This is a genomic window from Corynebacterium vitaeruminis DSM 20294 (assembly GCF_000550805.1).
GTDB lineage: Bacteria > Actinomycetota > Actinomycetes > Mycobacteriales > Mycobacteriaceae > Corynebacterium > Corynebacterium vitaeruminis.
In genome coordinates this window covers 750,349-776,054 of the sequence record NZ_CP004353.1, presented here as the reverse complement: position 1 = coordinate 776,054, position 25,706 = coordinate 750,349, and the positions used below count along the sequence as shown (strand labels likewise).

The 25,706-nt window shown below is 60.9% G+C and carries 25 protein-coding genes; 16 read left to right on the top strand and 9 right to left on the bottom strand.

What is annotated here, in order from left to right; all coding sequences use genetic code 11:
• Positions 1-599: 599 nt before the first annotated feature.
• The gene (locus tag B843_RS13745) at positions 600-2,216 is read right to left on the bottom strand and encodes a DNA methyltransferase (protein WP_318532835.1); all 1,617 of its coding nucleotides are present in this window, start codon (positions 2,214-2,216) and stop codon (positions 600-602) included.
• Between the two features lie 284 nt (positions 2,217-2,500).
• Between B843_RS13745 and B843_RS03675 the strand changes: the two genes are divergently transcribed.
• Positions 2,501-3,199: a zinc ribbon domain-containing protein gene (locus tag B843_RS03675; protein ID WP_025252174.1), complete on the top strand. Its 699-nt coding sequence runs from the start codon at positions 2,501-2,503 to the stop codon at positions 3,197-3,199.
• Here B843_RS03675 and B843_RS03670 read toward each other — a convergent pair.
• The 6 genes from B843_RS03670 to B843_RS03645 are packed head-to-tail and all read right to left on the bottom strand — an operon-like array spanning position 3,183 to position 11,132.
• The gene (locus B843_RS03670; RefSeq protein ID WP_025252173.1) at positions 3,183-5,771 is read right to left on the bottom strand and encodes a DEAD/DEAH box helicase; all 2,589 of its coding nucleotides are present in this window, start codon (positions 5,769-5,771) and stop codon (positions 3,183-3,185) included. The genes B843_RS03675 and B843_RS03670 overlap by 17 nt on opposite strands.
• Positions 5,771-7,606, bottom strand: coding sequence for a site-specific DNA-methyltransferase (locus B843_RS03665; protein WP_025252172.1), 1,836 nt, complete (start codon positions 7,604-7,606; stop codon positions 5,771-5,773). Before B843_RS03665 ends, B843_RS03670 begins: the two co-directional genes overlap by 1 nt.
• Positions 7,607-7,849 carry a helix-turn-helix domain-containing protein gene (locus B843_RS03660; RefSeq protein WP_025252171.1) on the bottom strand — a complete coding sequence of 81 codons (243 nt, stop codon included), beginning with the start codon at positions 7,847-7,849 and terminating at the stop codon, positions 7,607-7,609.
• On the bottom strand, positions 7,846-9,684 hold the full coding sequence (locus B843_RS03655; RefSeq protein ID WP_025252170.1) for an ATP-binding protein: 1,839 nt from the start codon (positions 9,682-9,684) through the stop codon (positions 7,846-7,848). The genes B843_RS03660 and B843_RS03655 overlap by 4 nt, the downstream gene beginning before the upstream one ends.
• On the bottom strand, positions 9,677-10,099 hold the full coding sequence (locus B843_RS03650; RefSeq protein ID WP_025252169.1) for an ABC-three component system middle component 2: 423 nt from the start codon (positions 10,097-10,099) through the stop codon (positions 9,677-9,679). Before B843_RS03650 ends, B843_RS03655 begins: the two co-directional genes overlap by 8 nt.
• Positions 10,089-11,132 (bottom strand): ABC-three component system protein, encoded by a 1,044-nt coding sequence (locus B843_RS03645; RefSeq protein ID WP_025252168.1) that lies wholly within the window; start codon positions 11,130-11,132, stop codon positions 10,089-10,091. The genes B843_RS03650 and B843_RS03645 overlap by 11 nt, the downstream gene beginning before the upstream one ends.
• 185 nt (positions 11,133-11,317) lie before the next feature.
• Here B843_RS03645 and B843_RS13915 point away from each other — a divergent pair, with 185 nt between their 5' ends.
• The 8 genes from B843_RS13915 (at position 11,318) to B843_RS03610 (ending at position 16,952) form a co-directional block, all read left to right on the top strand.
• Positions 11,318-11,461 (top strand): hypothetical protein, encoded by a 144-nt coding sequence (locus tag B843_RS13915; protein WP_169729832.1) that lies wholly within the window; start codon positions 11,318-11,320, stop codon positions 11,459-11,461.
• 281 nt (positions 11,462-11,742) lie between these two features.
• The gene (locus tag B843_RS03640; RefSeq protein WP_025252167.1) at positions 11,743-12,249 is read left to right on the top strand and encodes a hypothetical protein; all 507 of its coding nucleotides are present in this window, start codon (positions 11,743-11,745) and stop codon (positions 12,247-12,249) included.
• A 98-nt stretch (positions 12,250-12,347) separates the two neighbouring features.
• Entirely contained in the window at positions 12,348-12,602 is a 255-nt protein-coding gene (locus B843_RS03635) for a hypothetical protein (RefSeq protein ID WP_025252166.1), read from the top strand.
• Entirely contained in the window at positions 12,599-13,006 is a 408-nt protein-coding gene (locus B843_RS03630) for a hypothetical protein (protein WP_025252165.1), read from the top strand. The genes B843_RS03635 and B843_RS03630 overlap by 4 nt, the downstream gene beginning before the upstream one ends.
• The gene (locus B843_RS03625) at positions 12,999-14,141 is read left to right on the top strand and encodes a DUF2800 domain-containing protein (RefSeq protein ID WP_025252164.1); all 1,143 of its coding nucleotides are present in this window, start codon (positions 12,999-13,001) and stop codon (positions 14,139-14,141) included. The genes B843_RS03630 and B843_RS03625 overlap by 8 nt, the downstream gene beginning before the upstream one ends.
• 5 nt (positions 14,142-14,146) lie before the next feature.
• A complete protein-coding gene (locus tag B843_RS03620) occupies positions 14,147-14,698 on the top strand; it encodes a DUF2815 family protein (protein WP_025252163.1) in 552 nt (183 codons plus the stop codon).
• 12 nt (positions 14,699-14,710) lie between these two features.
• Entirely contained in the window at positions 14,711-14,908 is a 198-nt protein-coding gene (locus B843_RS03615) for a hypothetical protein (RefSeq protein ID WP_025252162.1), read from the top strand.
• A gap of 76 nt (positions 14,909-14,984) precedes the next feature.
• Complete coding sequence (locus tag B843_RS03610) at positions 14,985-16,952, top strand: DNA polymerase (RefSeq protein ID WP_025252161.1); 1,968 nt, start codon at positions 14,985-14,987, stop codon at positions 16,950-16,952.
• Positions 16,953-16,967: 15 nt separating this feature from the next.
• Here B843_RS03610 and B843_RS03605 read toward each other — a convergent pair whose 3' ends face one another.
• On the bottom strand, positions 16,968-17,909 hold the full coding sequence (locus B843_RS03605; protein WP_025252160.1) for an Abi family protein: 942 nt from the start codon (positions 17,907-17,909) through the stop codon (positions 16,968-16,970).
• A gap of 423 nt (positions 17,910-18,332) precedes the next feature.
• On the opposite strand from B843_RS03605, the gene B843_RS03600 reads away from it, so the two are divergent.
• The 7 genes from B843_RS03600 to B843_RS03570 all read left to right on the top strand — a co-directional run bounded on the left by B843_RS03600 (position 18,333) and on the right by B843_RS03570 (position 24,536).
• On the top strand, positions 18,333-19,097 hold the full coding sequence (locus B843_RS03600; protein WP_025252159.1) for a phage antirepressor: 765 nt from the start codon (positions 18,333-18,335) through the stop codon (positions 19,095-19,097).
• A complete protein-coding gene (locus B843_RS03595; protein WP_025252158.1) occupies positions 19,094-19,537 on the top strand; it encodes a DUF7768 domain-containing protein in 444 nt (147 codons plus the stop codon). The genes B843_RS03600 and B843_RS03595 overlap by 4 nt, the downstream gene beginning before the upstream one ends.
• Positions 19,534-21,792, top strand: a complete 2,259-nt coding sequence (locus B843_RS03590; RefSeq protein WP_025252157.1) for a phage/plasmid primase, P4 family — start codon at positions 19,534-19,536, stop codon at positions 21,790-21,792. Before B843_RS03595 ends, B843_RS03590 begins: the two co-directional genes overlap by 4 nt.
• A 133-nt stretch (positions 21,793-21,925) precedes the next feature.
• Positions 21,926-22,204 carry a PDDEXK family nuclease gene (locus tag B843_RS03585; protein ID WP_025252156.1) on the top strand — a complete coding sequence of 93 codons (279 nt, stop codon included), beginning with the start codon at positions 21,926-21,928 and terminating at the stop codon, positions 22,202-22,204.
• Positions 22,185-23,561 carry a DEAD/DEAH box helicase gene (locus tag B843_RS03580; protein WP_025252155.1) on the top strand — a complete coding sequence of 459 codons (1,377 nt, stop codon included), beginning with the start codon at positions 22,185-22,187 and terminating at the stop codon, positions 23,559-23,561. The genes B843_RS03585 and B843_RS03580 overlap by 20 nt, the downstream gene beginning before the upstream one ends.
• Entirely contained in the window at positions 23,552-24,013 is a 462-nt protein-coding gene (locus B843_RS03575; RefSeq protein ID WP_025252154.1) for a hypothetical protein, read from the top strand. Before B843_RS03580 ends, B843_RS03575 begins: the two co-directional genes overlap by 10 nt.
• A 145-nt stretch (positions 24,014-24,158) precedes the next feature.
• Positions 24,159-24,536, top strand: a complete 378-nt coding sequence (locus B843_RS03570) for an HNH endonuclease (protein WP_025252153.1) — start codon at positions 24,159-24,161, stop codon at positions 24,534-24,536.
• Positions 24,537-24,747: 211 nt separating this feature from the next.
• Here the strand turns inward: B843_RS03570 and B843_RS03565 are convergent, their stop codons facing one another.
• On the bottom strand, positions 24,748-25,656 hold the full coding sequence (locus tag B843_RS03565) for a hypothetical protein (protein WP_154545443.1): 909 nt from the start codon (positions 25,654-25,656) through the stop codon (positions 24,748-24,750).
• Between the last annotated feature and the right edge of the window lie 50 nt (positions 25,657-25,706).

Sequence of the window (25,706 nt, the reverse complement as noted above, 5' to 3'; positions counted from 1 at the left end):
TTAGCTTTCACAACTCAGCGGAAGAATCTCCTGAAAATCTACGTTATAGGAGCCAGGTGGATTGCTGGGGCGGAGGGTCCCCAGCTCTATTTTCAACTACGACTTGTAGAGTGGCATATGAAGGGGATGGTAACTCAACAGTGACCAGGATCTCATCCCCTTCTCGCGTTAGCATGCAACCTTGGCGATCGGAAGGTTCGAACTTGCAAGTGACTGTATCTACTGAGCGTGGCCTCCCATCTTCTTCTACCTGAAAACTGGATAAAATAATCTCATTAACATCACCAGATGAAACAGAAAGTTCAAGTTCCCTCTCTTTCTGGTAACTACCCAGGTTAATTATTTCAGGGGCATCGTTCCAGTAAGAAAACTCAACACTTCCATCACTTTGAATTTCACCCAGGTCAATCAGTAAAGGATCATGAGATTCAGTGCGTATGGAGACGTCAGCTGATTGTGACGATCCTCGATCCTCGTCGAGGAAGAAGGTGTCGGTAGTCGCACTTCCGCCGCAAGCGACTGCGAAAGCGCTGAAAAATATAAGACTCACGCCACACGTTTCCACTCGCGGGAAGCCATATCGCATTCACATTCCCCTTTTAGTTAGATCCACATCTAATTTCATCCTCAGTCTCCATCTGCATAATAGGATTCAGATTAGCCGCAGGCTTACCGTTAATATTCGCGCTGCTGCCTATCCTGGCTCGCCATCGGTACCAGGTTTCTGGTTCGCAGTCAGCGACAAGAACAAATTTATTTGCGATCCTTCTACTTGTTTTGTCGGAGCCAATAGTGGGGTTAGCGTAGTTTCGGTCAAGTCCGTTAGCGTGGTGTATCTGTAACTGCCGGTGACGACCCCCAATCATCTTTTGCCATGTGATAAACATCGAGGACGAAATCAGGGCAAATTGAAGACCGTCCGCATCTGCTGCCTGGAAGGCAGAGTCACTGGAGATTACGTCTGGGCTCAGTCGGTCGGCTGTGAAATACCACCGTGCCCCACTGACAACACGTGGAATGCACAAGTATTCGACCTCCATTTTCGCGCGTTGCCTGAACAGCGCAGGATATTGGGCGAAATCACGAGTACTTTCTGCTTTTGATTTCGCACGGAATTCTCGCACAGCTTCTACCCGTTGCTTCAGGATGGGCGATCTGCTGATGTCGGCTGGGTTTGCGCCATCGAGCCATAGGCACCAGCGTTCTTCCCCGTGCAACAGTTCACGCGCACCAACATATGGATGGACATACTTTGCTGCGATCGGGTCAGCCATAACTGACTCGTAATCCTCGGGTTCAACGATGAGATGACCGCCATCGGTAGGCTTCGATCCGTAGGCCGTCTTCTCTACATCGGGAGAGATAGGCTGGGATGCTTTTTCAACGAGGACGTTTGGACCATCGACGAGATAGGCGTTGATTGCTCGCTCGACTGGTATTTCCTTTGGGGACCCATTGATTTTCGGGTAGTCCCAGAGTCGTGCTCGTGGTTGGTGCACTCGGTCGAATCCTACGATGACACAGTGAACCGCAGCTTTTCCAGGCGCTTCGGAGTCCCAAGCGAATGTGCGGTGTGCAAACCTAATCCGCCAGCCAGCATCAAAGATCGGCCCGAACAGGCGAGGCGCCTGATCGCCTTGGACGATGGAATTGGTTGTTACGAAAGCGAATGAGCCGTGACGGTGGGATAGGAGATCCAGGCTTTTTGCATGCCATGCGGTTACAAAGTCTAAACGGGAAATCTTGTCAGTTTTTCCTCCCCACGCTCGGTCGAGATCAGCCTGCTGTTCCTTGTCGCGGCTGTCTCCACGGAATGGTGGGTTGCCAAACACGTAAGTCATGCCAGCCACCTTTGGAATGAGGTCAGCCCATTCCAGATGCAGTGCGTTGCCGTGGTGAATGTGTGCGGTGACTGAAATCGGCAGACGTTCGGGGGCCATGCCGACGCGGTCGGCGAGCTCTCGGTTGGCCTGGTGGTCAACGAGGAACATTGCAGTCTCAGCGATCTTTGCGGGCCACCAGTTGAGCTCGAAGCCGTAGAACTGGCCGATGGATAGCTTCTGTTCCCAGCTAATGTCGAGTGCCCAGTTTATGTTTTCCTCGCGCTCGCGGATCGCGACGATTACGTCTGTTTCGATGCGTCGAAGTTCTCGGTAGGCGACGATGAGGAAGTTTCCGCTGCCGCAGGCGGGGTCGCACAAGCGAGCGGATTGGATACAACGCCATGTAGGGCGTGGATGAGGCAGATGGGGCGAAACCAGCGCGTGACTTGGGGGAAACGCGCGGTCGTGAGAGGTGCCGGGTGGCCTACCCGGACGGTGCGGTTCCAGTATCTACTATGGCCGCGTGGCGTAGTCGGGCACCGTGAACCACGGCTGGTCCGGATTGCCGTGAAGCGCCAAAAGGTTCGGTAATCGCCAAAAGGTAGTGCCGGTTACGACTTGCTATTAGCCCTGATCAGAGCGTGTATGTACGTGACGCAAAGACAGGAGCCCCCACCATGCATTACCCCGAACTCGCAACAGTTCAAGCTCGCCTGACCTACCGGCTGGCCAGCTTCCTCCTTGAAAATCTCGCCGCCGGGTACACCGTCGAGTGGATGGACGCATTCCGCGCTCAACGCCACGCAGCAGGAGTCCTCATGATCACCGAGAGGGAGTTGCCGTGGCTGGGCACCCGCGTCGACCCACGCGGCTACAAGTCCTTCGGCAAGCGCCTGTCCCGCAAGATCGTCTGCGGCGACTGCGGACGCACGTTCGGCCACAAGACCTGGCACTCCGGTACCCCGAACCGCGTCGATGTGTGGGAGTGCCCCACGAACTACGTCAAGCGCGGCACCTGCGCCACCAGCCACCTCTACCAGGAAGTGCTGCTGGTGAAAATGGGCGAAGCGTTGCAAGTGCTCGCCGGGCGCAACAGCACCGCAGTCGACCAGGCCTTGGACAGCCTGAGGACGGTGGGTGTGCGGCGACGCCCATCGACGCTCCACACGGCGATCGACAAGCTCCTGACCGCGCCGCCAACACAGATCACCCTCCCCCTCCCGGACTTCCTTGCCGTGCTGGAGGGCGGGTGCATGCTCACCGACGGCAGGCTTGGATTTGTGTTCATCACCGGCGAGGCCGTCACCCTCGACCTGCCACACCGCTGGAGCCCCCTGCTCCGCGCGGACAACCTCGCAGCTACAGGGCGTTGCTGACCGGGCTGGCGAAGGCTTTCAGGTCTTCCCACGAGTCGGCACGGGCGGTGTCTTGCTCGTAGGCGATCAGGTAGCCCCAGTGCTGACCGGCGTAGGCATCCTCAGCAACCAACCGGCGCACCAACGCCTCGGCAGCCTTACGCTTGGCCTGCACCCTGGCGTCATCGCGGCCGCGCTCGTCCTTGCCTTCGATGATCCAATGCACCCCGTTGGTGTCCAAGGCTACGAAGTCGGGGAAGTAGCGGTCTTTCGCGTTGTAGTACACGAACGCCTGGTCTTGCGGATGCAGGCGGTGCCACCACACGATCCCCGGCGACGTGTTGAGCAGGCGAGCAAGCTGGTATTCGCCGGTGAATGAGTCGAAGGATTCCTCTGCGAATAGCGACTTGAACCAGCCGCCGTAGACCCGGCCTCGCACGAACTGGTCACGACTCTCGATCTGGTCATGCACCTTCTCACCCAACGGGAGCGTGTAGCCGGTGCCTGGCATCGACTTGGGGTGTATGGTCGGCACCTCGCGGGTGGCTCGCAGTGTCTCGGTTGTGTAGTTCTTGATCAGCGCTAGGAGTTCGGCGCGGGCGGAGTCGAGGGATTTGACGGTCCAGCCGGTGAACGTCACGGTGCGCATGAACTTCGGCACCAGGAACGTGGCGACGTAGCGGGCGGTCTGTTCGGTTTTGGGCACCAGCGACATGTTGATCACTAGTTTGACCAGCGCCTCCTCGGCGTCGGCGTCGTCGACGTGGACGGAGTCGACTTCGGCGCTTTCTCGATCCTCTGCCCGGAGTTTCTTGCCTAGGGCGGCGATGATCTCTTTGCGCAGCAGCACGTCCCCAGCAGAGGTGACCCGACGCGCCGCTTGCTCGATCACGGCGTCACTGATTTCTGACAGGTCGATGGGTGGCTGCTGCACAGTCATCGTCGTCACCGGGAACTGGTACGACACTTCTGCGAAAGTGGGGTTGCGTCCGATCGACACCAACTCCCAGGCGGGCTGATCCTCCTGCTCGGTGATGGTACGAACCCCGACACCGGGCAAACCCGCACCCTGGGAATCACTGCCGCCGACGGGAACGGCGCCCGGCTGCGGAGCCACACCACCTGTGTCCTCGCTACTGAAACCAGCACTTGATTTAGAACCGGTTGTCGTCGTTGGTTGGTCACCGCCGGTCGTGGGCGTACCTGTATCCGTGCCGGACTCTTCGGCGGCTTTGCGGATCGCCTCTTCTACCTTGGCTTTGTCGGGTTCGGGGACGGCTTCGTCCAGGCCGAACTGCTGCAGCACGTTCTCGTCGTTGAGCAGCTCGGTGAAGGATTGGTGGGCGATGATGTCGAGTTGGTCGATCTGCCACACACCCGTATACCGGCCGAACGGCAGCCGCAGCCCGCGCCCCATGGTCTGCTGGGTAAGCACTTCGGAGGCCATCGCCCGTAATGTCACGACGACCGCGATGTTTTTGACATCCCAGCCCTCCTTGAGTTTGTTGACACTGACCACTGCCAGCACCGGCGATTCGGGCCGATCCAATTCGTCGAGGCGACGCTGGGTCAACTCATCCTCGTGCTTGGAGTCCACCTGCAGCACAGCCTCATCTCGGCCGAGGTACTCCGGGGTGCGCAGCAGCTCGGCGACCTGGGTGGCGTGCTCCACATCGGAGCAGACCACGAAAGCGACCGCGTTCACATGATCACGGCCCTGTGAGGAGGCATAGGAGTCGTAGTAGGCCTGCTTGAGCGCACGCAATTGCAGCGCGTCACGCAACTGCTGCTCTTCGGAGGCTTCATCGGTGCCATATCCGCTCTTGCGGAACGCCAACACGGGGGCCTTCACATACTTGTCCTGGATGGCGCGGTAGAGCGGGTACTCGAAAATGACGTGATCGGTGGCCTTGTCCACCGACGCGGTCAAACCGATCGCCGCTACTGGGTCGAGTTCCTTCAACGCGGCGTTGAACGCCACCGCGCTGGCCCCGTAGAGGTGGGATTCGTCGGCGATCACAACCAAATCATCGAGACCCTTGAGGTAGTCGAAGAGCACGCCGGCGTTCTCATCGAACCTGCGGGGCTTACGGCGCATCGCATCCTGCGTGGCCCCGTGGGTGTCACCCTCAGCGTCCTTCGGCGCGATGAGCTGCTGGATGTTGAAGATAAACGCCAGCATTGGCACTTCACGGCCGAACGCGAGTCGGGCCGGGCCGTTCTGCCGGGCAACCCACGCCGAGTAGTCCTGTGGGGTCACCACCTCGGGCGGCACCGCCGCGCCGGTGATGTAACGGGGCGAGCCGGGCGTGAAGTTCTGCACCGTTTTGGCCTGCACCGTTTTGCCTGGGGTGACGATGACGACGTTGCCAACTCCTTGGCGACGCAGATACTCCACGAAGGCGGCCATCAGATAGGTCTTGCCCACGCCCGTGGCGAGATTCAGCACCTGCATCACGGTCGGGTCATAGTCACCGTCGAGAGTGAAGACCAGCTGGCGCAGTGCTTCCTTGTTCGGAGCACGCAGGTCGAACTCGGCACTGATCGACTCCAGCATGTCGGAGTCAAAACTGATGTTGAGCCTGTTCGCCATCACTGGTCACCACCTTCGCTGTACCGAAACACATCATCGGGTAATGCGACCACCCGCGACCCCTTCACCAGTTTGCGTAGATGCTGGCGGACGCCGTCCATCACCGTGGTGGCGGCCAGCACGATTGTCTCGCCGGGCTGGATTTGGGAAGCAAGCCAGTCAACGATCTCGGTCGTGGCGACACCCTCCACCACCTTCAACAAGGCATTGCCACGGCGGGCATCAAAAATATAGTCATCATCCGGGTGCAACAGTGTGAACCCGAGGTTGGCAGCCACCGACGCGATCAAAGTCTCGCCGGTCGCAGCCGCTGTCAGCATCACCCGATCCAGGGCAGGGTCGTAGTCGAAACACGCAGGCGACAGATGGGCGACCTGGAAGCCACCGCCACCACGCCAGTTCAGCACTTCCTTCGTGCGCCTGGTCTTCGAGGCAGCCTTCAGTGTCTTCACCTCGACGCTCTTCTTTAATTCCGGGTCGTCCTTGATCAGCTTGTTGAGCACGCTCGTGAATTTCGCGGCGTCCTCCGGCGAGACACCATCAGGCAGCCCGTCTTCCGTCGCGTCGACTCGTTCGCCCTTCGTCCGAGTGATCCCGCCCGGGTCTTGATCGTTGAGCACCTTCTCCAGACGCGGACGTGTGAACGTCGTGAACGTCGACTCCAACAACTCACACGTCACCCAACGCCGCCCCATCTTCTGGGCTACCGCTGCAGTCGTCCCCGACCCAGCAAACACATCCAGCACAATGTCACCTGGGTGAGTAGATGAGGCCATGATGAAGCCCAGCAATTCTTCTGGCTTTGGCGTATCGAAAAGCTCGGGGGTTGGCATTCCGGGAAATAGAACCTTGAGGTGATTCTTAGCTCCTCGAGTACTTCCAGTTTTTCCAACAGAATGCCACGAATCGCTCGGCGGAAGACCTGCTTGCTCCCACAGGTAGGTCTTCCTCTTCAAGGCCGTCTCATCGTCGTTGAAATAGACTTCTCCCGTTGCCATTTTGGAGGCCATCGTGGTTTGATCCCAGCGCCAGCCATTTGTTGGCGGTTCTAATAAACCGCCAGAGGGCTTTGCGATTGGATACTTTAGGGCAGGACGGTCTTTGGGGTTCTGTACGTCGCGACCGTCATACCAAGGGCCTCTAGGGTCTTTGTCTGGATTCCGATAATGTGACTGCTTCTCCGGATCAGGGAGGTGGCGAGGCCTCCATCCCGGACTTTTTCCGTAGACACAAATTTGATTCTTGTCCTTGGAAAAGGATCCCGCATTGTTGCTGGAGCTATCTGACGCAAGCCACGAGACATCAGCAACAAAACATTGCGGCCCGAATACTTCGTCTAGGAGAAGGCGCATTCTGTGGCTCTCCACGTCGTCAAGGTGTACCCAGATGGAGCCGTCATCGGCAAGCAGCTTCTTCATGTGGAGCAGCCGGTCGCGCATCATCGTCAGCCAGATGGAGTGCTCTAGGTTGTCCTCGTAACTGGCGAATGTTTGAGCGGTGTTAAACGGCGGATCAATGTAGATCAGCTTCACCTGACCCACGTATTTCTCGGCCAGTTCGGGAACGCGGGTAAGCGCTTCGAGGACGTCGCCGGATTCGCCGAGGATGAGCAGGTTGTCGTCCTGGGGCTCCAGGTCTGCGCGCTCGGAGTATTCGAACTCGTCCGACTTCGGTGTCTGCGCACCTTGCACGTAGTCGTCTAGCACGAGGGTGTGGGTTTCACAGTAACGCGGATCCGATGGGTCAACCCACGTGTAGCCGTACTTGCCGGTCTCAGTGGGGATGAGAGCCTTGTCCTTGTTGTACCAGGTGAGCTGCAGGCGTTGAGCGGTCATCTACTTGGTCTCTCCCTTCAGGTCGGTGGGGACGACTTCGCAGATGTCAGCGATGTCGCAGTTGAGTGCTTCGCAGATCTTCACCAGGACGGTGGTGGTGACGTTCTCGTCTCGACCGAGTTTGGCGATGGTCGTCCCTGAGAGCCCAGTCATTTTCCGGAGGTCTTGTTTTTGAAGCTCTCTATCGATGAGCAGTTTCCACAGCGGTTTGTAGCTCACCGTGAAGCTGTGGGGGTTCGTCATGCCTGTTCCTCTTCTGCAACGTCGTACACATCGTTCAGGTAGCCGTAGCGTCCCTGTGTCTTGCTCTTGGAAAACTCGATCACGCACGTCTGGTCTGTGAATTTGAGTCCTTCGGTTCGGTCGGTGTTTTCCAGGATGATGATTTGCTGGTCTTTGGCTTGTTCGGCGAAGTACTCGAACAGCCCGGCCCGCATTGAGGTGTTGGGGGTGTTCTTGCCCTCGTCGAAACCATGCAGTGGGGTGTCGATCAGGACGAAACCGGGTGCGTGGGGCGAGCGGCGGTTCATGAACGCATGGAACGCGAGAACAACGACGGTGTTGAAGAAGGCGCAGTACCCCTTGCCTTGTTCTTCGGCTTTGGCGTAGCCGGCGATTTTAATGTCGAAGACTTGACGATCGAAGGATGCGCTTTGGGCTCCCGGGAAGTGTGCCTGCTCCAGGATATCTTGCACGGATCTGGTCATCGAGTAGTAGAAATCTCCGTCGAAGTATTCTCGCGGTTTGAACTTTTCAGCATCCGGGTCGCTGGTTTCGTCGTCTCCATCCAGCGTCTTCTGGAAGCGACGCTCAAGCTCGGCAAGCTGCTCATACTCCGCTTTGATTCGCTGTGCGGCGGCGAGTTGATCAATCTGGGTTTGGATTGCACGCGTGGCCGGGTCGAGGCTGCCGGTGAGCTGATTCAACAACTGGTCATGTGCCTGCTTGTTGCGCCTCAGGTCAGCGGCAAGCTCGGCTGCGATCTGCCGTAGCGGGTCGAGGTCATCCGTAGCCTCCTGCTTGAGGCGCTGGATACGAGCGATCTCAACTTCAAAGGCTGCGATGTCTTCATCAGTTGGTGGCGGGGTCTCGATCCTGCTGTGGCAGAACTGGCAGGTGTCGGGATGCGGGTGGGTTCGATCGTGCCTCATGCCCTGGACCTGTAGATCGAGCCGGGCGAGGTCCGCATCGTATTGCGTGATCAGGGTGCCGCGTTGCTCGACGGCTACTTCAAGTCCTTCGAGCTCTTGCGTCTGGTGACTAATTGTGGCGATCAACTCGCCGTCTTGGGCGAGGATGTGTTCCCGCTGGTTTTGCAGGTCTTCCAACTGTGCCCGTAGCCCCGCCAGGTATGCCTCGATGGTTGCGCCCTCGGCTGCGGCCTGCTGTTCAGCGCGTTCCAGTTCGATTTTGCGTGCCTGGATGATGTCGAGCTGCTGGTAGATGTAGCGTTCAACAGCCCGGCGGCGGGCGCGCCTGTCAGAAGCGCTCTCGCGGGAGGTTGCCTCATCGAAGTTTTCGTCTTGTGCCAGGACAAGCAGTGCCGACAGGTTTTGGGTCAGCGACTGGGCGCTAGAAGACCTCGGGAGAAGGATGGAAGGGTCAGGACGGCCGATTTCGCTCTCGGGTACCAGGAGAATGTGTTCAATCGCGTGCCAGGTGAAGCGCACTTTGTTGAACGCCTCGTTGGTGATGACCTGACGTCCAGGATTGATACCCAGCAGGCCGATCAAGAGATTGTTGACTGGCTGCTTGCTCTTGTTGTTGAGGGAGTACGTTCCCGACTCCACGTTGGGATCAGTCGAGGCCACCTCGATGCTTGATCCTCGCTTCGTGGAGCGCGACAGTGTCACCTCACCACGGCCTGTCACGAAGGTAACGGCTGCGGTCGTGTACCCAGTCTTATCGGTGAACGGACGGTCCTTACCGCCACACGCGAAGGCGATCGTCTTCGCGATTCTGGTCTTGCCGGTGTTGGACGGGCCGACAACGCAGTTCAGACCGGGAGCCAGATCGATGATCGAAGCGGTGCCGTCATCTCTGGTGGCCTTGACCTGGCGAATCCAAAGCTTACCCATGCTGCAACACCTTCTTCTGAACCTGCCCGACGACAACGTCGAGTCCGAGTGCCAGGAGTTGAACCACGGCCTGCCCGTATGCATCCGCGTACGCACCGTCAAGGGATTGCGCGAAACTCTGACCGGCCAGGGTGGAGCCGAACGTGATGCCGTTGTCGCCGGTGGACGCCATCCCGGTACGTACGAGTCGGGCGAGCCCTGCATGGATGCGTCTGCGGCGGGCATCATATTCGGCCGCCGCGTACGGGGTGTCGCCGTGAAGGCTCTCGTTCCCGAACCCGAGCTGCTTCATGTAGGTCGCTGCGAGATCGAGCGCCGTGGTCTCGTCGAGGCTCAATGGACGCGGCGCCCGCGAAAGGCACATGGTCAGCCGGGTCGCTGTCTCTGCGGGTGTGTTGAAAAGGCTAGTCGTCACGGCAGACCACCCAGTGCAGTTGGTCATCGTTGACGAGCATGTGGCACATGCCCTTCTTGTGGGTTGCCCGCACCATCGACGGAAACTTCACAATGACCGAACCGTTCAACGCGAAGTCGGCTGCCTTGCTCAGGGTCGCGTTCATCCGCAGGTAGCCGTCGTCGTAGTCCGCCTCGCAGATTTCGACAACCCCGTCGAACAGGTCTTCCTTCATCGCTGAGAACTCCTGCTCTCCAGCGGGGATGAGATCCCGAAGGTTACGGCGAACCCCTTCAGCATCCCAGAAATGTCCACGCTGCCTGGTGAACGCCTTCTGATATCGATCGGGCAGGTCGCTGATATCGGTGACCTGGGTTCCCAGGTGTTCGGCGAGAGCGGCGAGCATCTGTGTGGTGTAGCCGGATTCGAGCGCAGGATCGGGCGACTGAGGAACTTTCGGGGTGGTCTTCCAAGGCAGTGAAGAAGCCCCCAAATGAAGCTTGCCGCCGCTGATCCTGCCTTCGGCTAACGGCAGGTTGGTGAACAAATCTGGTTGCGTCTGCGGGGCGGCACCGTCGGCGAGCAGATCCCGGTCGTTGCTGTTTGCCCACAGGATCGCTTTCAGCCATTGCCCCACGGCCGAGGGCACTTGCCCCACATCGTGCACATTGATGTTGGCCATCGTGAGTTGCTCTTGGAACGTGGCGAGCGCGTCGACACCTATGGGGTCACAGAGTTCTTCAACCTTGCTCGTGTCCAGATGATTATGGAAGTCTCGCGCTTTCCAATCGGGTAGCTTCCTCTCCCCGTTGAAAAACCGGACGAGGTCGGTCTGGTTGATCCCAGCCCACACTCCAACGGTGATCGACGTCTTTCCCGGCTTCCGCTTCTTCTCGTGCGCGGACGTTTCGACAAAGACGGTTTCCTTATCCATCACCGCGTCGAAGAAGTCCTTCATGAAGCCAGCTTTTGTCCGGGCGACACCTGACATGAAGGGTTGAACGGTTCGGCAGAAAACGCCCAGCGCATAGCGGGGGTCTGGAGATGTGCCCATCTCGTCTCCTCTCCGTCTTCTGCCGTCTTGTCTCGTCTCGGGTGTCAGCGACTCGTTTTCCTACCGTGAAAACAGGTTCAGAAACCGAGTGCAGTCCTTCGGACGAACATATGCCGATTCTACCTCGAAGTGCACGTTTCTGAACATCAAGTACACGAACGTGTTGCGAGGAGGTGAGAAGAGACATGGGAACCCGTAACACGAAGCAGACGTCTCGACCGGTCGCCAAGAAGGCGTCCGCACTGCTGCGCGACGGTCGCACCTCGGCCAAGACGAAGTCGGTCGCAGCCTCGGCGCTGGCTCAGGCCAAGCTGCGTAAGGGCAAGTAGCCCTCACGGCTGTCCTGCTGGCCAGACGTCAACCGGCAGGATAGCCCGACCACTGTGGCGGTCAAAGCCGTACCGGTCACCGGCCGGCCGCCTTCCTCCTACACCCGCATGCGTTTTTCAACCGTATTCGGGAGACCTCCGTTGAGCGCTTGACGGGCACCACCTGTATCCGGGTTCACCCCCGGGTCGGGTTGGTGCCCGTCACTGTTTCCGCTCAACACCACGGTCTCTCGTCGGTTGCCCTCAACGGGGTCTCCCTTCGCAAGAAGGGAAGCCCTCACGTGGCATTCAACAACCAATTCACTGTCCCGTACCTGACCCCCCGGGGCAACACCATCGACCTACCCGTCCCTGACCTGCCCGACAGCGAAGAACTGCGTGCCCAGCTGCGCGACCCGGCTTCGCGTCCGAAGTGGGCTCGCGCCTACCTCGACGACGTGTACGCCGAGTACCGCGAGCTGGACAATCGCCGCCGCTCCGACATCTCCGTCGACCAACCCGGCCACGGTGATGACGACGAGCGTGGCGGGCTGGGCGCGGATTACTTCGCCTCGGACGATCCGGACTTCACCGAGCAGGTCGAGGCCAACCTCGCGGTGGTCGAACTGCTGAGTCCGCTGACTGCGACGCAGCGCGAGTACATCGAGCTGCATGTGCTCCACGGCGACCGGTTCACCGAGATCTCCGCCGACAAGACCGCCGCAGGCCAGCCGACCAGTGCCGATGCCGTGCGGAAAGCCGTCTCGCGCGGCCTGGCCCAACTACGCAAAACACTCACCGAGTCGTAGGCCGTCCGGTTTCGGTGCGCCCCACGCCTGACAGATGCAAGGCACTCCCTTCACCAGCCCGGTGATGGGGCGCACCACTTCAACGGAAGGAAACCTGGATGTCCACCAAGCTCAAGATCAAGATCGCCAAGCATCCCAGCCCGGCCGCCGCACTTGCTACAAAAGAACTCCGCCCCAGCAGGCGGATGCTGCGCGCCATCTTCGGCACCAGCCGACCCCAGCACCGCATGGCCGTGCTCCTGCCTGGCTCCGAAGCCTCCACCGTCGAGGTGCGTGTAGCCGACACCGACAACGACCTGATGGCGCTGGCCGATGCGGTCGGAGTCACCCGCAAGGGCGGTGATGCGGCATGAACGTCACCGACGCGAACAAGCACATCGCCGCGCTGAACCGGATCGCCGAAGGCGTCACCATGCTCGCCGCCGCAATTGAGGAGACCGCGTGGGAATCGTTTGAGGATCACGCCGGGATGCCCGGCGCGCGCCCGATCGCCGCCGCACAGTTGGTACAGCCCGACCTGGAGGAGGCCGCCGCCGAGTACGAGACCACCCACCAGCAGGAACCCGAACCGGCACCTGAGCCGGAGCCGGTGTCGTTGGCGCAGGTGCGTGGCGTCCTCGCCGAGCTCTCCAGCCAGGGCATGACCGAGCAGGTGCGCGAACTGATTGTCGCCACCGGCGCAGACAAGCTCTCGGCGGTCGACCCGGCGAAGTACGGCTGGCTGCTCGCCAAGGCGAAGGAGCTGTCCGATGCCTGACCAGCACGCGCTGCTCAGCGCCTCGGGTGCGCACCGATGGCTGAACTGCCCACCCAGCGCCGTATTGGAGTCCCGTGAGCCGGACTCGTCGTCGGCGGCTGCCGAGCAGGGCACCGTCGCACACGCCCTCGCCGAGTGGAAGCTCCGGCGCGCCCTCCACCAGGCACCGGGCTTCAAACCCGAATCGACCTGGATCGATGACGAGATGGAGCATCTGACCGACGACTACGTGTCGTTCGTGCAGGAGCACGTCTCGCTGGCTCGGGAGACCTGTGGTGATCCGCAGGTGCTCATCGAGCAGCGCCTCGACTTCTCCCACGTCGTGCCGGGAGGGTTCGGCACCGGCGATTGCGTAATCATCGCCGAACCGAAGTTGCAGATCATCGACCTGAAGTATGGGCAAGGCGTGTTGGTCGAGGCCGCACACAACCCGCAGTTGATGCTCTACGCCCTCGGGGCCATCCACGCTTTCGGTGACTTGTATGACATCGAGACCGTGGCGGTGACTATCTATCAGCCTCGGCGGGGCAACGTTGACACCTGGGAAACCTCCGTTGCCGACCTCGAAGCGTGGGCCGAGACGGAGGTGGAGCCGAAAGCCGAGCTGGCTGCGGCGGGTGGGGGCGAGTTCTGTCCCGGCTCGTGGTGCCAGTTCTGCCGCATCGCACCGACCTGCCGAGCACGCGCCGAAGCCAACCTCGCGCTCGCTCAACACGAGTTTGTGTCGCCGGCCGAGCTGACGGATGCGGAGATCGCGGACGTGCTGACAAGGATTCCCCAGCTCAAAACGTGGGCTGCGGATGTGGAGGCATACGCGCTCTCGCAGGCGGTGAACCAGGGCAAGCACTGGGACGGGTTCAAGCTCGTCGCCGGCAGGTCGATCCGCAAATACACCAACGAAACCGCTGTCGCGGAGGCGGCTCAGGCGGCCGGCTACGCCGACATCTACGACCGCAAGCTCATCACGCTCACGGCGATGGAACACCTCATGGGCAAGAAGACCTTCACCGAGGTGCTAGGCGACCTCGTGGTCAAGCCGGCGGGTAAGCCGACGCTCGTGCCCGAGAGCGATAAACGACCCGCGTTGGACATCCACAGCGCCGAATCCGAATTCACGAAAACAGAAAGCAGGTAACCATCATGTCAACCAAGAATCCGACCCGCGTCGTCACCGGCGAAGTCCGCCTCTCCTATGCGCACGTGTGGGAGCCGAACTCTATCCAGGGCGGCAAGCCCAAGTACTCGGTGTCGCTGATCATCCCGAAGACGGACACTGCCACCATCACCGCCATCGAGCGCGCTATCGACGCTGCGATCGATGCCGGTACGGCCAAGTTCGGGGGCAAGCGACCGAACAAGGCCGCGTTGAAGCTGCCGCTGCGTGACGGGGATACCGAGCGTGACGACGAGGCCTACGCAAACAGCTTCTTCGTCAACGCGAACTCGCTGACGCCGCCGCAGGTTGTGGATGAGAACGTCGCTCCGATCCTCGACCGTTCCGAGGTGTATTCGGGCTGCTACGCCCGCGTGTCCCTGTCGTTCTACGCGTTCAACACGAACGGGAACAAGGGTGTGGCGTGCGGGCTGGGCAACATTCAGAAGCTCCGCGACGGTGAACCCCTCGGCGCAGGACGCATCTCCGCCGAGTCCGACTTTGGCAGCCCTGCCGCCAGCGACGACTTCCTCAACTAAGGAGACTGAATCATGAGTGACTGTTTCAACGCCATCACCCTCGCCGTGTGGGTCTACGTCCTGATCCCGTTCTGGATGGTCTGGGGCTACTACTGGATTAAGGACAAGCGGGCCCAACGCCGCGAACGTCAGCGCATCGATGAGCTGATCGCCAAGGAGAAGACCGAGCTCGACAGGATGAACGCCACCTACAACCTCGACCCGAAGTAACACCCCAGCAGTGAGGGAGCCACCAAACACCGGTTGGCTCCCTCACCTTCGCCTACCCGACTGCCCAGGATCCCTGATGCGCCAGATCTCTATCGATATTGAAACTTTCAGCCCAGCACCCCTAGCGAAAACCGGCGTCTACCCGTATGCCGAACCCCCCGACTTCCGCCTCCTCATCTTCGGCTACTCCGTTGACGGCGGCCCGGTGGAGGTCGTCGATCTCGCCAGCGGCCAGCAGCTGCCCGATGAGGTGCTCGCAGCATTGGTGGACCCGGGCGTGGTCAAGTGGGCGCATAATGCGGCGTTTGAGAGGGTCGTGCTCTCGGCGTGGCTGCGCCGCCACCACCCCGACCTCCTCACTGAGGAGTTTCTTGATCCGGCGCAGTGGCGCTGCACGATGGTGTGGTCGGCCTACCTCGGCCTGCCGATGAGCTTGGATGCGGTCGGTACGGCTCTTGACCTTGACGTTCAGAAGGACACGGCGGGTAAGCGGCTGATCAAACAGTTCTGCACCCCGGCAATGGCCAGCGTGTTGAACGGTGGCGGCACCCGCAACCTGCCCGGCAGCGACCCAGATGGTTGGCAAGCGTTTGTGGAATACAACCGGCGCGATGTCGAGGTCGAGCTCGCGATCCACGACCGGCTCTCCCTGTTTCCGATGCCCGAGGTCGAGTGGGATGCCTACGTGCTAGATCAGCGCATCAATGACACGGGCATCCTGCTCGACCACACCCTTGCATATGCTGCCGTCGCGCTCGACGACCAGCATCGTGCGGTGACGTTGGCGAGGGCGCGGGAGTTGACCGGGTTGGAGACCCCGAACTCACCGATCCAGTTGAAGGGCTGGCTCACCACCCACGGTTGCGAGTTGGCGTCCTTGGCGAAGGCAGAAGTCGCAGCTGCGCTAGAGACTGCCACCGGCGTGGTGCGTGAGGTGCTGGAGCTGCGCGGCGACCTCGCGAAATCTTCGGTGAAGAAGTACCATGCGATGCACAACGTCGCAGGCGCGGACGGGCGGGCACGCGGGCTGATCCAGTTCTACGGCGCGGGGCGTACCGGTAGGTTCGCCGGACGCCTCGTCCAAGTGCAGAACCTGCCGCGCAACTACCTGCCCGACCTCGACCAAGCCCGGACCCTCACCCGACAAGGCAACCTCGACGCGCTCGAACTTCTCTACGACTCTGTCCCGGACACGCTGTCCCAGTTGATCCGTACCGCGTTCATCCCCAGTGCTGGGTGCCGATTCATCGTGGCCGACTACTCCGCGATCGAAGCCCGAGTCATCGCCTGGCTCGCCGGAGAAGCATCCACCCTCCAAGCATTCCGCGACGGCAAAGACCTCTATTGCGAGACCGCGTCGCGTATGTTCGGCGTGCCCGTCGAAAAACACGGTGTCAACGCCGAGCTTCGCCAGAAGGGGAAGATCGCCACGCTGGCCTGCGGTTACAACGGCTCCGTCGGAGCGCTCAAGGCGATGGGTGCGCTGCGGATGGGGCTGGCCGAGCACGAGCTCAAACCGATCGTCGACGCCTGGCGGGCAGCGAACCCCAACATCGTGCAACTGTGGGCGGACGTCGAGCAGGCCGCGCTGGACGCGATCACCACCCGCAGTACCGTCCGGCTGCGCAACTTGTGTTTCTCGGTCGAGTCGGGCATCTTGTTCATCACCCTGCCCTCGGGCAGACGGCTGGCGTATGTGCAGCCGTGCCTGGGTGAGAACCGGTGGGGCGGCACCTCCATCACCTACAGCGGTGTCACGACCGGGCGCAAATGGGGTCGGCTGGAAACCTATGGCGGGAAACTCGTCGAGAACATAGTCCAAGCAGTCGCCCGCGACCTCCTCGTCCACGCCATGGGGCTCGTCGCAGGGGCCGGGCATCGGATCGTCATGCACGTCCACGACGAAATCGTCATCGACGAACCCATGGGCTCCGGGTTCACCGTCGCCGACGCCTGCGCTCTCATGACCACCCCACCCGACTGGGCAGACGGGCTTCCGCTCGATGCCGACGGATATGAGTGCGACTACTACCGCAAGGACTGACCGGGCGGTGTAGAGCTAGTGGTCGGCGGTGAGCAGCTGCTTCTGCATTTCGCCGTAGCGGGCTGGGGTTGCGATGCCTGCGGCGAGAAGGGCATTCGTGGCAAGGATCGGCTCGACGCGGTTGGCGAGCCAATCCTGCTGGAGACCGGTCTTGGTGGCGACTTGGTCAAGCGCTACGAAGATCTTGTAGATCGAATGATCGCTGAACTGACGGTGGTCTCGTTTGGCTCGTCGGGCGATGTTGGAGAGGAGTCCTGGGCGGTCGAGAACAGCGTGGTTCCATAGCTTCGCACAGTGGGCGTTACGGTTGCGTAGGTAGACGAATGATCGGACTTGGCTTGGCAGTGTAGTTGGAGAAACGTTCATCGACGCTGCCATGTCGTGCAGCACTCCGGACTTGCTTGAAGCCTCAATAAGCCTGGACAGGCTGCCAAACGAGAATGCCTCAACCGCTACCCAGACGGGCATGCGTGCGTAGGCTTCGATGCTGTAAGCGTTGCCCGTCTTGATCTCATCACGGTAGTGAGACACAAAGGTCTCCTTGCTGCGATCCAGATTCGACAGCGCATGTTCTTCGACACGTTCGTCATTAGGATCAGGCGATTGCGTGAACCCGTCACCACGGGCGAACGTTCCGATCGCTCCGACATGCTGTGCGTAGTAGTAGGCGAACCGAGTTCGGAGTAGAACCTCGATCGGGTGGAGAACTTCGTCACAGACTGCAACCAGGTCTTGTTCGGCTTCGTAGAGCCGCTGAATCACTTCAAAGGATGAACCGTCGAGGAAGCGATTGTTGCCCGCCATTGGGTCAACTTGCCAGTAACGGAAATATCCCGAGAGCCGGTAGTAGTTCACGCGAGATAGGAACTCAGCTGCTGATGCGGCGTCAGTGACGGTCAAACCGCGTTCTTGAAGCAGTTTGACTTGTTCGTCGTAACTGAGCCAGCGCTTGACCATGAGCTCCCTAGAAAGTGAAAGGCCCCGGTCATTTGTGCATTGTCCCTTGCGGGACTAGAGGCCTGACCGGGGATCTATCGTCTTCTACGATACGTCAACGTGGACGCCTGGTCAACGTCACGTGCCGAAGTTGGCGTCTCCACACTAGAGATCCAGCCCACTCCCGACAGGGGTCGAGTCGAGCTGAACGGTTACCCACAACCTAGCCGGGTTCATACCGGCACTCCAGCGACGCGGGATGTGTCAAGGCTGCCGCAGCGATTCTCCGGTGACCCGTCCGGATTCGCCGGTCCTCGGGGGCGTATGGGCGAGAGCCTTCCTCACACCGTGTCCGGTTTCGGTGCCTGCCGTGCCTGACAGGTGAGAGCCTGGCGCAACCCGCGCCCACGATTGTCTACCCGGCTCTCAGAAAAGGAGCCGGTCATGGCTACCGCGCTACAAGCGTTCACCAACCACGAGTTCGGCACGATCCGAACCCTCACCTCCAGCGGGCAGATCCTGTTCTGTGGCAAGGACGTGGCGACCGCCCTCGGCTACGCCAACACGAAAGATGCCCTGGCGCGTCACTGCAAGGGGGTCGTGAATCACTACCCCCTTGAAACTGCTGGTGGCATCCAGCAGGTCAGGTTCATCAGCGAGGGCGACCTGTACCGGCTGATCGTCTCGTCCAAGCTGCCGGCCGCCCAGAAGTTTGAGGCGTGGGTGTTCGACGAGGTACTTCCATCCATCCGCCGCCACGGCCTCTACGCGATCGACGAACTACTGGCTGACGACGAGTTCCTGGAGCAGGCCATCGTCACCCTGCGGGCTGAACGCACCAAGCGGCTCGCCGCCGAGCAAGCACTGTTGGAGGCGGCACCGAAAGTGTCGTACTACGACGTGGTGCTGGCCTCGCCGTCGCTGATCACCACCACCGAGATCGCCAAGGACTACGGCCTGTCGGCGAAGAAGCTCAACCAGATTCTGCGCGAGGAGCAGGTGCAGTTCCACCAGTCCGGCCGCTGGTTCCTCTACGCCCGCTTCGCCGAGCAGGGCTACACCCAGTCCAAGACGCACGAGTACGACGAGGGCAAGACCCGCACCCACATGTACTGGACACAGAAAGGACGCCTGTTCATCTACGACCTATTGAAGAACGAGCGTGGCCTGCTGCCGGTGATCGAGCGTGAAAGCGAGGACGCCCGATGAGCACCACTGTGCTTCTCGACATCGGTATCCCGAGGAAGAACATCGAAGGATACCCCGACCCGACCTGCTACAAGGCGCTGAAAGAGATTCAGCGCGCCGAGTACGGGTACCGGCCGCTGGTGTACATCTGCTCCCCGTACTCCGGCGATGTGGAGGCGAACGTGGAACTCGCTCGCCGGTTCTGCAGCTTTGCTGTCGCGGCTCGCCAGATCCCGCTCGCCCCGCATCTGCATTATCCGCAGTTCATGGACGACACCGACCCGGACGGCCGTGAGCTGGCCATGTTCATGGGCCGCATCCTGCTGTCGAAATGCGAACAGCTATGGGCCTACATCGGCCGGGTCAGTGCGGGGATGCGTGCCGAGATCGACTGGGCCCACCAGATGGACATCCCGATCCGCTTCTTCGACGCCGACTTCCAGGAGGTGCACCCCGCATGACCCCGTTCACTTTGTGCGCCGCGACCAGTAGCGGCAACCCGCACAACAACCACTACCCGAACCACCACCACATCACCGACCAGGCTGACCTGCAGCTGGTGGCCAGGTTGGATCACGTCGCAGCCACCTACACCAGCGATCGGCGCTCGTCGGCGAGTTTTGTCTCCTCAGACTGTGTGGTGATGGACATCGACAACGACCACACCGAAGAGTCATCCGACTGGGTGACACCGGAGAAGCTCGGCGAGTTGATAGCGGGTGTGGTGTTCCTGACCGCCACTTCCCGGAACCACCAGAAGCCGAAGGGAGCCTTATCGGCTAGGCCGCGTTTCCACGTCTACTTCCCGATCACCGAAGTGACGGACGCCGACACCTATGCGGGGTTGAAGCGTCGCCTGGCGGCCAGGTTCGGTTTCTTTGATCAGCAGGCGTTGGATGCCGGACGGTTCATCTACGGCACCCCCAACCCCGAGATCACCGTCCACGACGGCGCGAAGCTGCTGAATACCTGGCTGGACGAGGCCGATGAGATCGACGTGTTCGCGGCGTTCGACGCCTCGACCCAGGTGATCGGGGAAGGCTCCCGCAACGCCACCCTGTCCCGCTTCGCCGGGCGCGTCCTGATCCGCTACGGGCAGACCGCACAGGCCCGTAACCTGTTCAACCGCAAAGCATCCCTGTGTGAACCGCCACTGTCGGATCACGAGTTGGAGTCGATCTGGAACAGCGCGTGCCGGTTCGGCGCCAAGGTTGAGGCGCAGCCTGGTTATCTGTCGCCGGAAGCCTACGCGCAGTTGACGAGCCTGCGGCCGGATGATTTCACCGATGTGGGGCAGGCATCCATGCTGACCGCAGAATACTCCTCGCGCCTGGCGTTCACGGAGGCCACGGACTGGCTCGTCTACGAAGGCGGCGTGTGGTCTGAGTCTGCGCCTGCTGCGCAAGGAATCGCCCAGGAGCTCACCGACCGGCAACTCGCCGAGGCCGGGCATCTGCTGGAGAAAGCCCGCGACGAGCTCGCGGTGACGGGCGCGGACGCGGTGCTTGCAGCCGCATCGTCGAAAGCGAAAGCACTCGCCGGTTTCACTTCACCGCAGCGGGCCGCATACCGGGCATTTGAGGATGCGAAGACCTACGAGGCGTTCGTGTTGAAACGCCGCGAGTCCAGGGCGATCACCTCGTGCCTGCGGGAAGCGCACCCGATGTTGCTGACCACCCCAGACCGGCTGGACGCTGACCCGTATCTCCTCAACACGCCTGGTGGCACGTGGGATCTGCGTGACGGCACCCGACGCGACCACAACCCAACGGATCTGATCACGAAACAAACCGCGCTCGACCCCACCGACACGGGCACAGACATCTGGAACCAGGCGCTCAACGTGTTCTTCCAATCCGACCTGGAGCTGATCGGATATGTGCAGCGGATCGTTGGCCTGGCGGCGATCGGGAAGGTCATGGTCGAAGCCCTCGTGATCGCCTACGGGGATGGCCGCAACGGCAAGTCCACGTTCTGGAACACGATCGCGAGAGTGCTCGGCACGTATGCGGGCAACATGTCCGCCGACGTGCTCACCATTGGCGGGAACCGGAACGTCAAACCTGAACTTGCCGAAGCGAAAGGCAAACGGCTCATCATCGCCGCCGAGTCCGAGGAAGGCGTGCGCCTGTCCACCTCTACGGTCAAGCAGCTCGCCTCCACCGACCAGATCTACGCGGAGAAGAAGTACAAGGCACCGTTCGCGTTCACCCCGTCCCACACGCTCATCCTCTACACGAATCACCTGCCCAGGGTGGGCGCGATGGATGCGGGCATCTGGCGCAGGCTCATCGTGATCCCGTTCAACGCGGTCATCGAGGGCAGCTCCGATGTGAAGAACTACGCCGACCACATCTACGAGACCGCTGGCGGAGCGGTACTGGCATGGATCATGGACGGCGCGCGGCTCATCCACGCCGAGGACTTCCAGCTCACCCCGCCCGCCCAAGTAGTAGCTGCCTCAAGCGCATATCGGGAAGAGAACAACTGGTTCGCCCATTTCCTCGACGCCCGCTGCGAGGTGGACCCGTCCCTATCCGAACGTGCCGGTGACCTGTACCAGGAGTATCGGGCGTGGGCGCAATCCACCAGCGGGTGGGCGCGGCCGATGGTCGACTTCAACGCCACTCTCGAACAATGCGGGTTTGAACGACGCAAATCCAAGCACGGCATGTACGTCTACGGACTGGCTCTGACCAGCGAGTTCAACAGCTAAACCCGATGAGGGTGACGACCGGTGACGACCGGTATTGAACTATTACTAAGGCCATAGAAATATCGCCTTTAGAAAAGTTCAGATCCACCTGTCACCAGTCGTCACCCCGTGGGAAACCACTCAAGGAGTGACCATGAATGAACACCACATCGAAGCCCAGCTCAAGAAGGCCATTGAAGCCTCCGGGGGCTTGTGCTGGAAGCTTGTCTGCCCTGGAACCACGGGCGTACCTGACCGACTATGCCTGATGGGAGGCCAGGTCGTCTTCGTCGAAGTCAAAGCCCCGGGCAAGAAGCCTCGGCCGATCCAACGCCGCCGGATGAACCAACTACAGGCGCAGGGCTTCACCGCGCTGGTCGTTGACTCGATCGACGGCATCCAGGAGGTGCTTGATGCGCTACCGGCCGCATAACTACCAGACCCAGGCCACCGGGTTCATCCTCGACCACCACGAGGCGGCCATCCTCCTGGGCATGGGACTCGGCAAGAGTGTCATCACCCTGACGGCGATCTGGGAGCTGCTGCTCGACTACTTCACTGTCTCCCGCGTCTTGATCGTCGCGCCGTTGCGTGTTGCCCGAGACACCTGGCCGACCGAAGCCGCCAAGTGGGATCACCTCGAGGGGCTGTCGGTGGCGGTGGCTGTCGGCACCAAGCAAGACCGGCTCGACGCGCTGGCCAAGTCGGCGATGGTGACCGTCATCAACCGGGAAAACATCCCCTGGCTGGTCAGCTATTACGGCGATAGCTGGCCGTTCGACATGGTCGTCATCGACGAACTGAGCTCGTTTAAGAATCATCGGGCGAAGCGGTTTACGGCGTTGGTGAAGATGCGACCGCACGTGAAGCGCTGGGTCGGCCTGACCGGCACCCCCGCCTCCAACGGTCTGATGGATATCTGGGCGCAGTTCCGGCTCCTCGACGGCGGCGAGCGTCTCGGCAGGTTCATCACCCGCTACCGCGACCGCTGGTTTCTGCCCGATAAGCGCAACGGAATGCAGGTGTTCACCTACAAGCCCCGCGAGGGTGCGGAGGACGTGATCTACGACGCCATCGCCGACATGACGTTGTCGATGCGCACCATCGACCACCTCACGCTGCCTGATCTGACGGTGACGACCACACCGGTGGTGCTCGGAGACAAAGAGCGCGCCGTCTACGAGCAGCTCAAGGCCGACCTGGTTGTTGATCTGGATGGGCAGGTGGTCGATGCGGCGAACGCTGCCGCGCTGTCGGGGAAACTGCTGCAGCTCGCCTCCGGTGCGATCTACGACGAGCACGGGAACACGGTCGAGGTGCATGGGGCGAAACTCGATGCCCTCGAAGACATCCTCGAGGCCGCCAACGGGCAGAGCGTGCTCGTCGCCTACTGGTTCAAGCACGACCTCGCCAGAATCCACCAGCGTTTCCCGGACGCCCGCGAACTCAAGACGTCGGCGGACATCGAGGCGTGGAACCTGGGCAACATCCCGCTTGGCCTGATCCACCCCGCTTCCGCTGGGCACGGCCTGAATCTGCAGGCCGGCGGGCACCTGCTTGTGTGGTTCTCGCTGACCTGGAGCTTGGAATTGTATCAGCAGACCAACGCCCGGCTGTATCGACAAGGACAGGCCGAGCCGGTCACCATCACCCACCTCGCCGCCACCGGCACCCTCGACCAAGCCGTCCTGGGTGCCTTGGAGGCGAAGGACATGACTCAGGCCGCGTTGATCGACGCGGTCACAACCGAACTGTCAACCACCCTCAGGAAGGAGTCGTCATGCATGTGATGACCAAATACCTCGACACCCGCAAAGCCGCCATATCCGCGTTGCAGGACTTCGCCGTGATGGAGCAGATCATCGACACCACCGACGATGCAATTAAGACCGCCTACGACGACGTCACCACCCCGGCCTCACCGAAACTCGACGGGATGCCACGTCACACTGACCTGCACGCTGGGGAGATGCGAGTGGCGGCGACATTGGATCGGATCGACATCTACCGTGCCCGCTACGGGCAGGCTCGTGAGTACATGGCGTGGTTCCTGCCTGCCTGGCAGCTGCTCACCGACGACGACAGGTTCGTGCTCGAAGCGTTCTTCCTCGGCGACAGCACCCAGGATGATGCGGTGCAGACGGTGTGTGACCACTTCTATGTGGAGCGCACCAGCGCCTACCAGAAGAAGTCACGGGCGCTCGCCCGGCTGGCGTCGGCGCTGTATGGGCAGGCTGCGTGAATCCAGCCGCCAAAAGGTGTCAAGAACAGCGGATGCATTTACCGTTTCCGGCCTGCAATGATGTAGGTGGTTGAAAAGTAGGAAAAGCCCTCGGGGATCAGGAACGGTCTCCGGGGGCTTCGCCATGTCCGGGAAGGAGCACGGTATGCCTTCGAAGCCTGCGCGTCCGTGTTCCCAGCCCGGCTGCCCGAACCTCACCCACGACCGCTACTGCCCGGAGCATGCCAAGGCTGAGGACGAGCGGTACCGCAAGTGGCAGCGTGACCCGAAGATCAACCGGCGTTACGGTGCCCGGTGGCGCAAGATCCGCACCGCCTACATCGCCGCCCACCCGCTGTGCGAGAACTGCCTCGCGACCAGCCGGTACACGCCCGCGCAGGAAGTCCACCACGTCATCCCGCTGGAGCACGGCGGCACCCACGACCCCGGCAACCTCCGGAGCCTGTGTAAGCCGTGCCACTCCCGACAGTCGGCGCTCGACGGCGACCGATGGAGGCAAGCCCCGAGGGTCTACACCTACTGAAATCTTCGCCACGTCGCCCGCTGTCGCGCCGAGACCATGGAACCTCAGATTGCCGACCTCGACGCTGTTCGGCGGACATTGGGCAACGTCGCGGTGCTGGCGAGGGGGTCGGGGCCTCTCGATCTCTACGGACTTCGGACAGGTCAGCGGGCGGGGCCAACCGCGCACAAAGTCCCCGAATCAAACAGGGTATTGACCCGAGGCTGCCGATTCAGACTTGTCGGGGCCCCACGGAGTCAAGGAGAGCGAGGATATGAGAGGGATTTTGGATGAGATCAACCAGCCCGTCGAGGAGATCCGGATTGAGGTGGTCGGTATTGCTTGCGCTAACGGTCCTGAAAGCACCTGCTAAACGGGGCCGTACCCGGTCAGGTACGCTCGCTTCCTTGACCTTCAGCTGAACGTCCTGCCATGTAGCCAGGCGTTGTTTCTTCCTAGCTGGCGTTTTGGTCGCTACGGGTATCTGAATTCCAGATACCGACTCGATCGCGTCTGCGGTAAGTGCCAACGAAATGCTGCCTTCGTCCTCGTGTTCGTTGATGTAGCGGTAGACGGAATGTCCGGGGTTCAGGAACTTCTCTGGTTGTGCATCGCCGACCCAGTTCGTTGGTTCGCGATGAACTCCCGGCTCGATGCCCACAGCGTCGTCGAGCACTACTCGGTACAGGTAGAACGGGGCGTCGCCCTCGGGCTGGTCATCCATTCGCCTGAGCATGTTCTCGATTGCTGCCTCGTAGGTGCCGACGTGAAGGGCTTTGGATTTCTGTTGTTCAGCCCATCGGTCGACAGCGCCTGCACCGCACATCCTCGTCATGCGCTGAACGGTCTCTGGAGTCAGCTTCTCCCGTGGATCGAACTCCTTCTGGGGCCAGTCCGGGATCGTGCTGGTGTGGTACCAGAACATCCGAAGAACCTGATGATCGACTATTGCTGGATCATCAGGGTCGTACGTGGGGCGAGCCCGGTCTTCTTCGGTGCAGTCGATCCCGCATTCGGGGCAGAGCTCGTTGCCCTGCTCCCAGCTTTCCATCCAGTCGTGGCTGACGAGTTCTTCGTGTCCACAACGTCCGCAGCGCATCCGTCGCGGCCGCCCGAAATCGATGTCACGCTCAATACGCATATCCCCATTATCGAACGGTTACGACCGATAGCGGGGTTCCCACTCCTGGC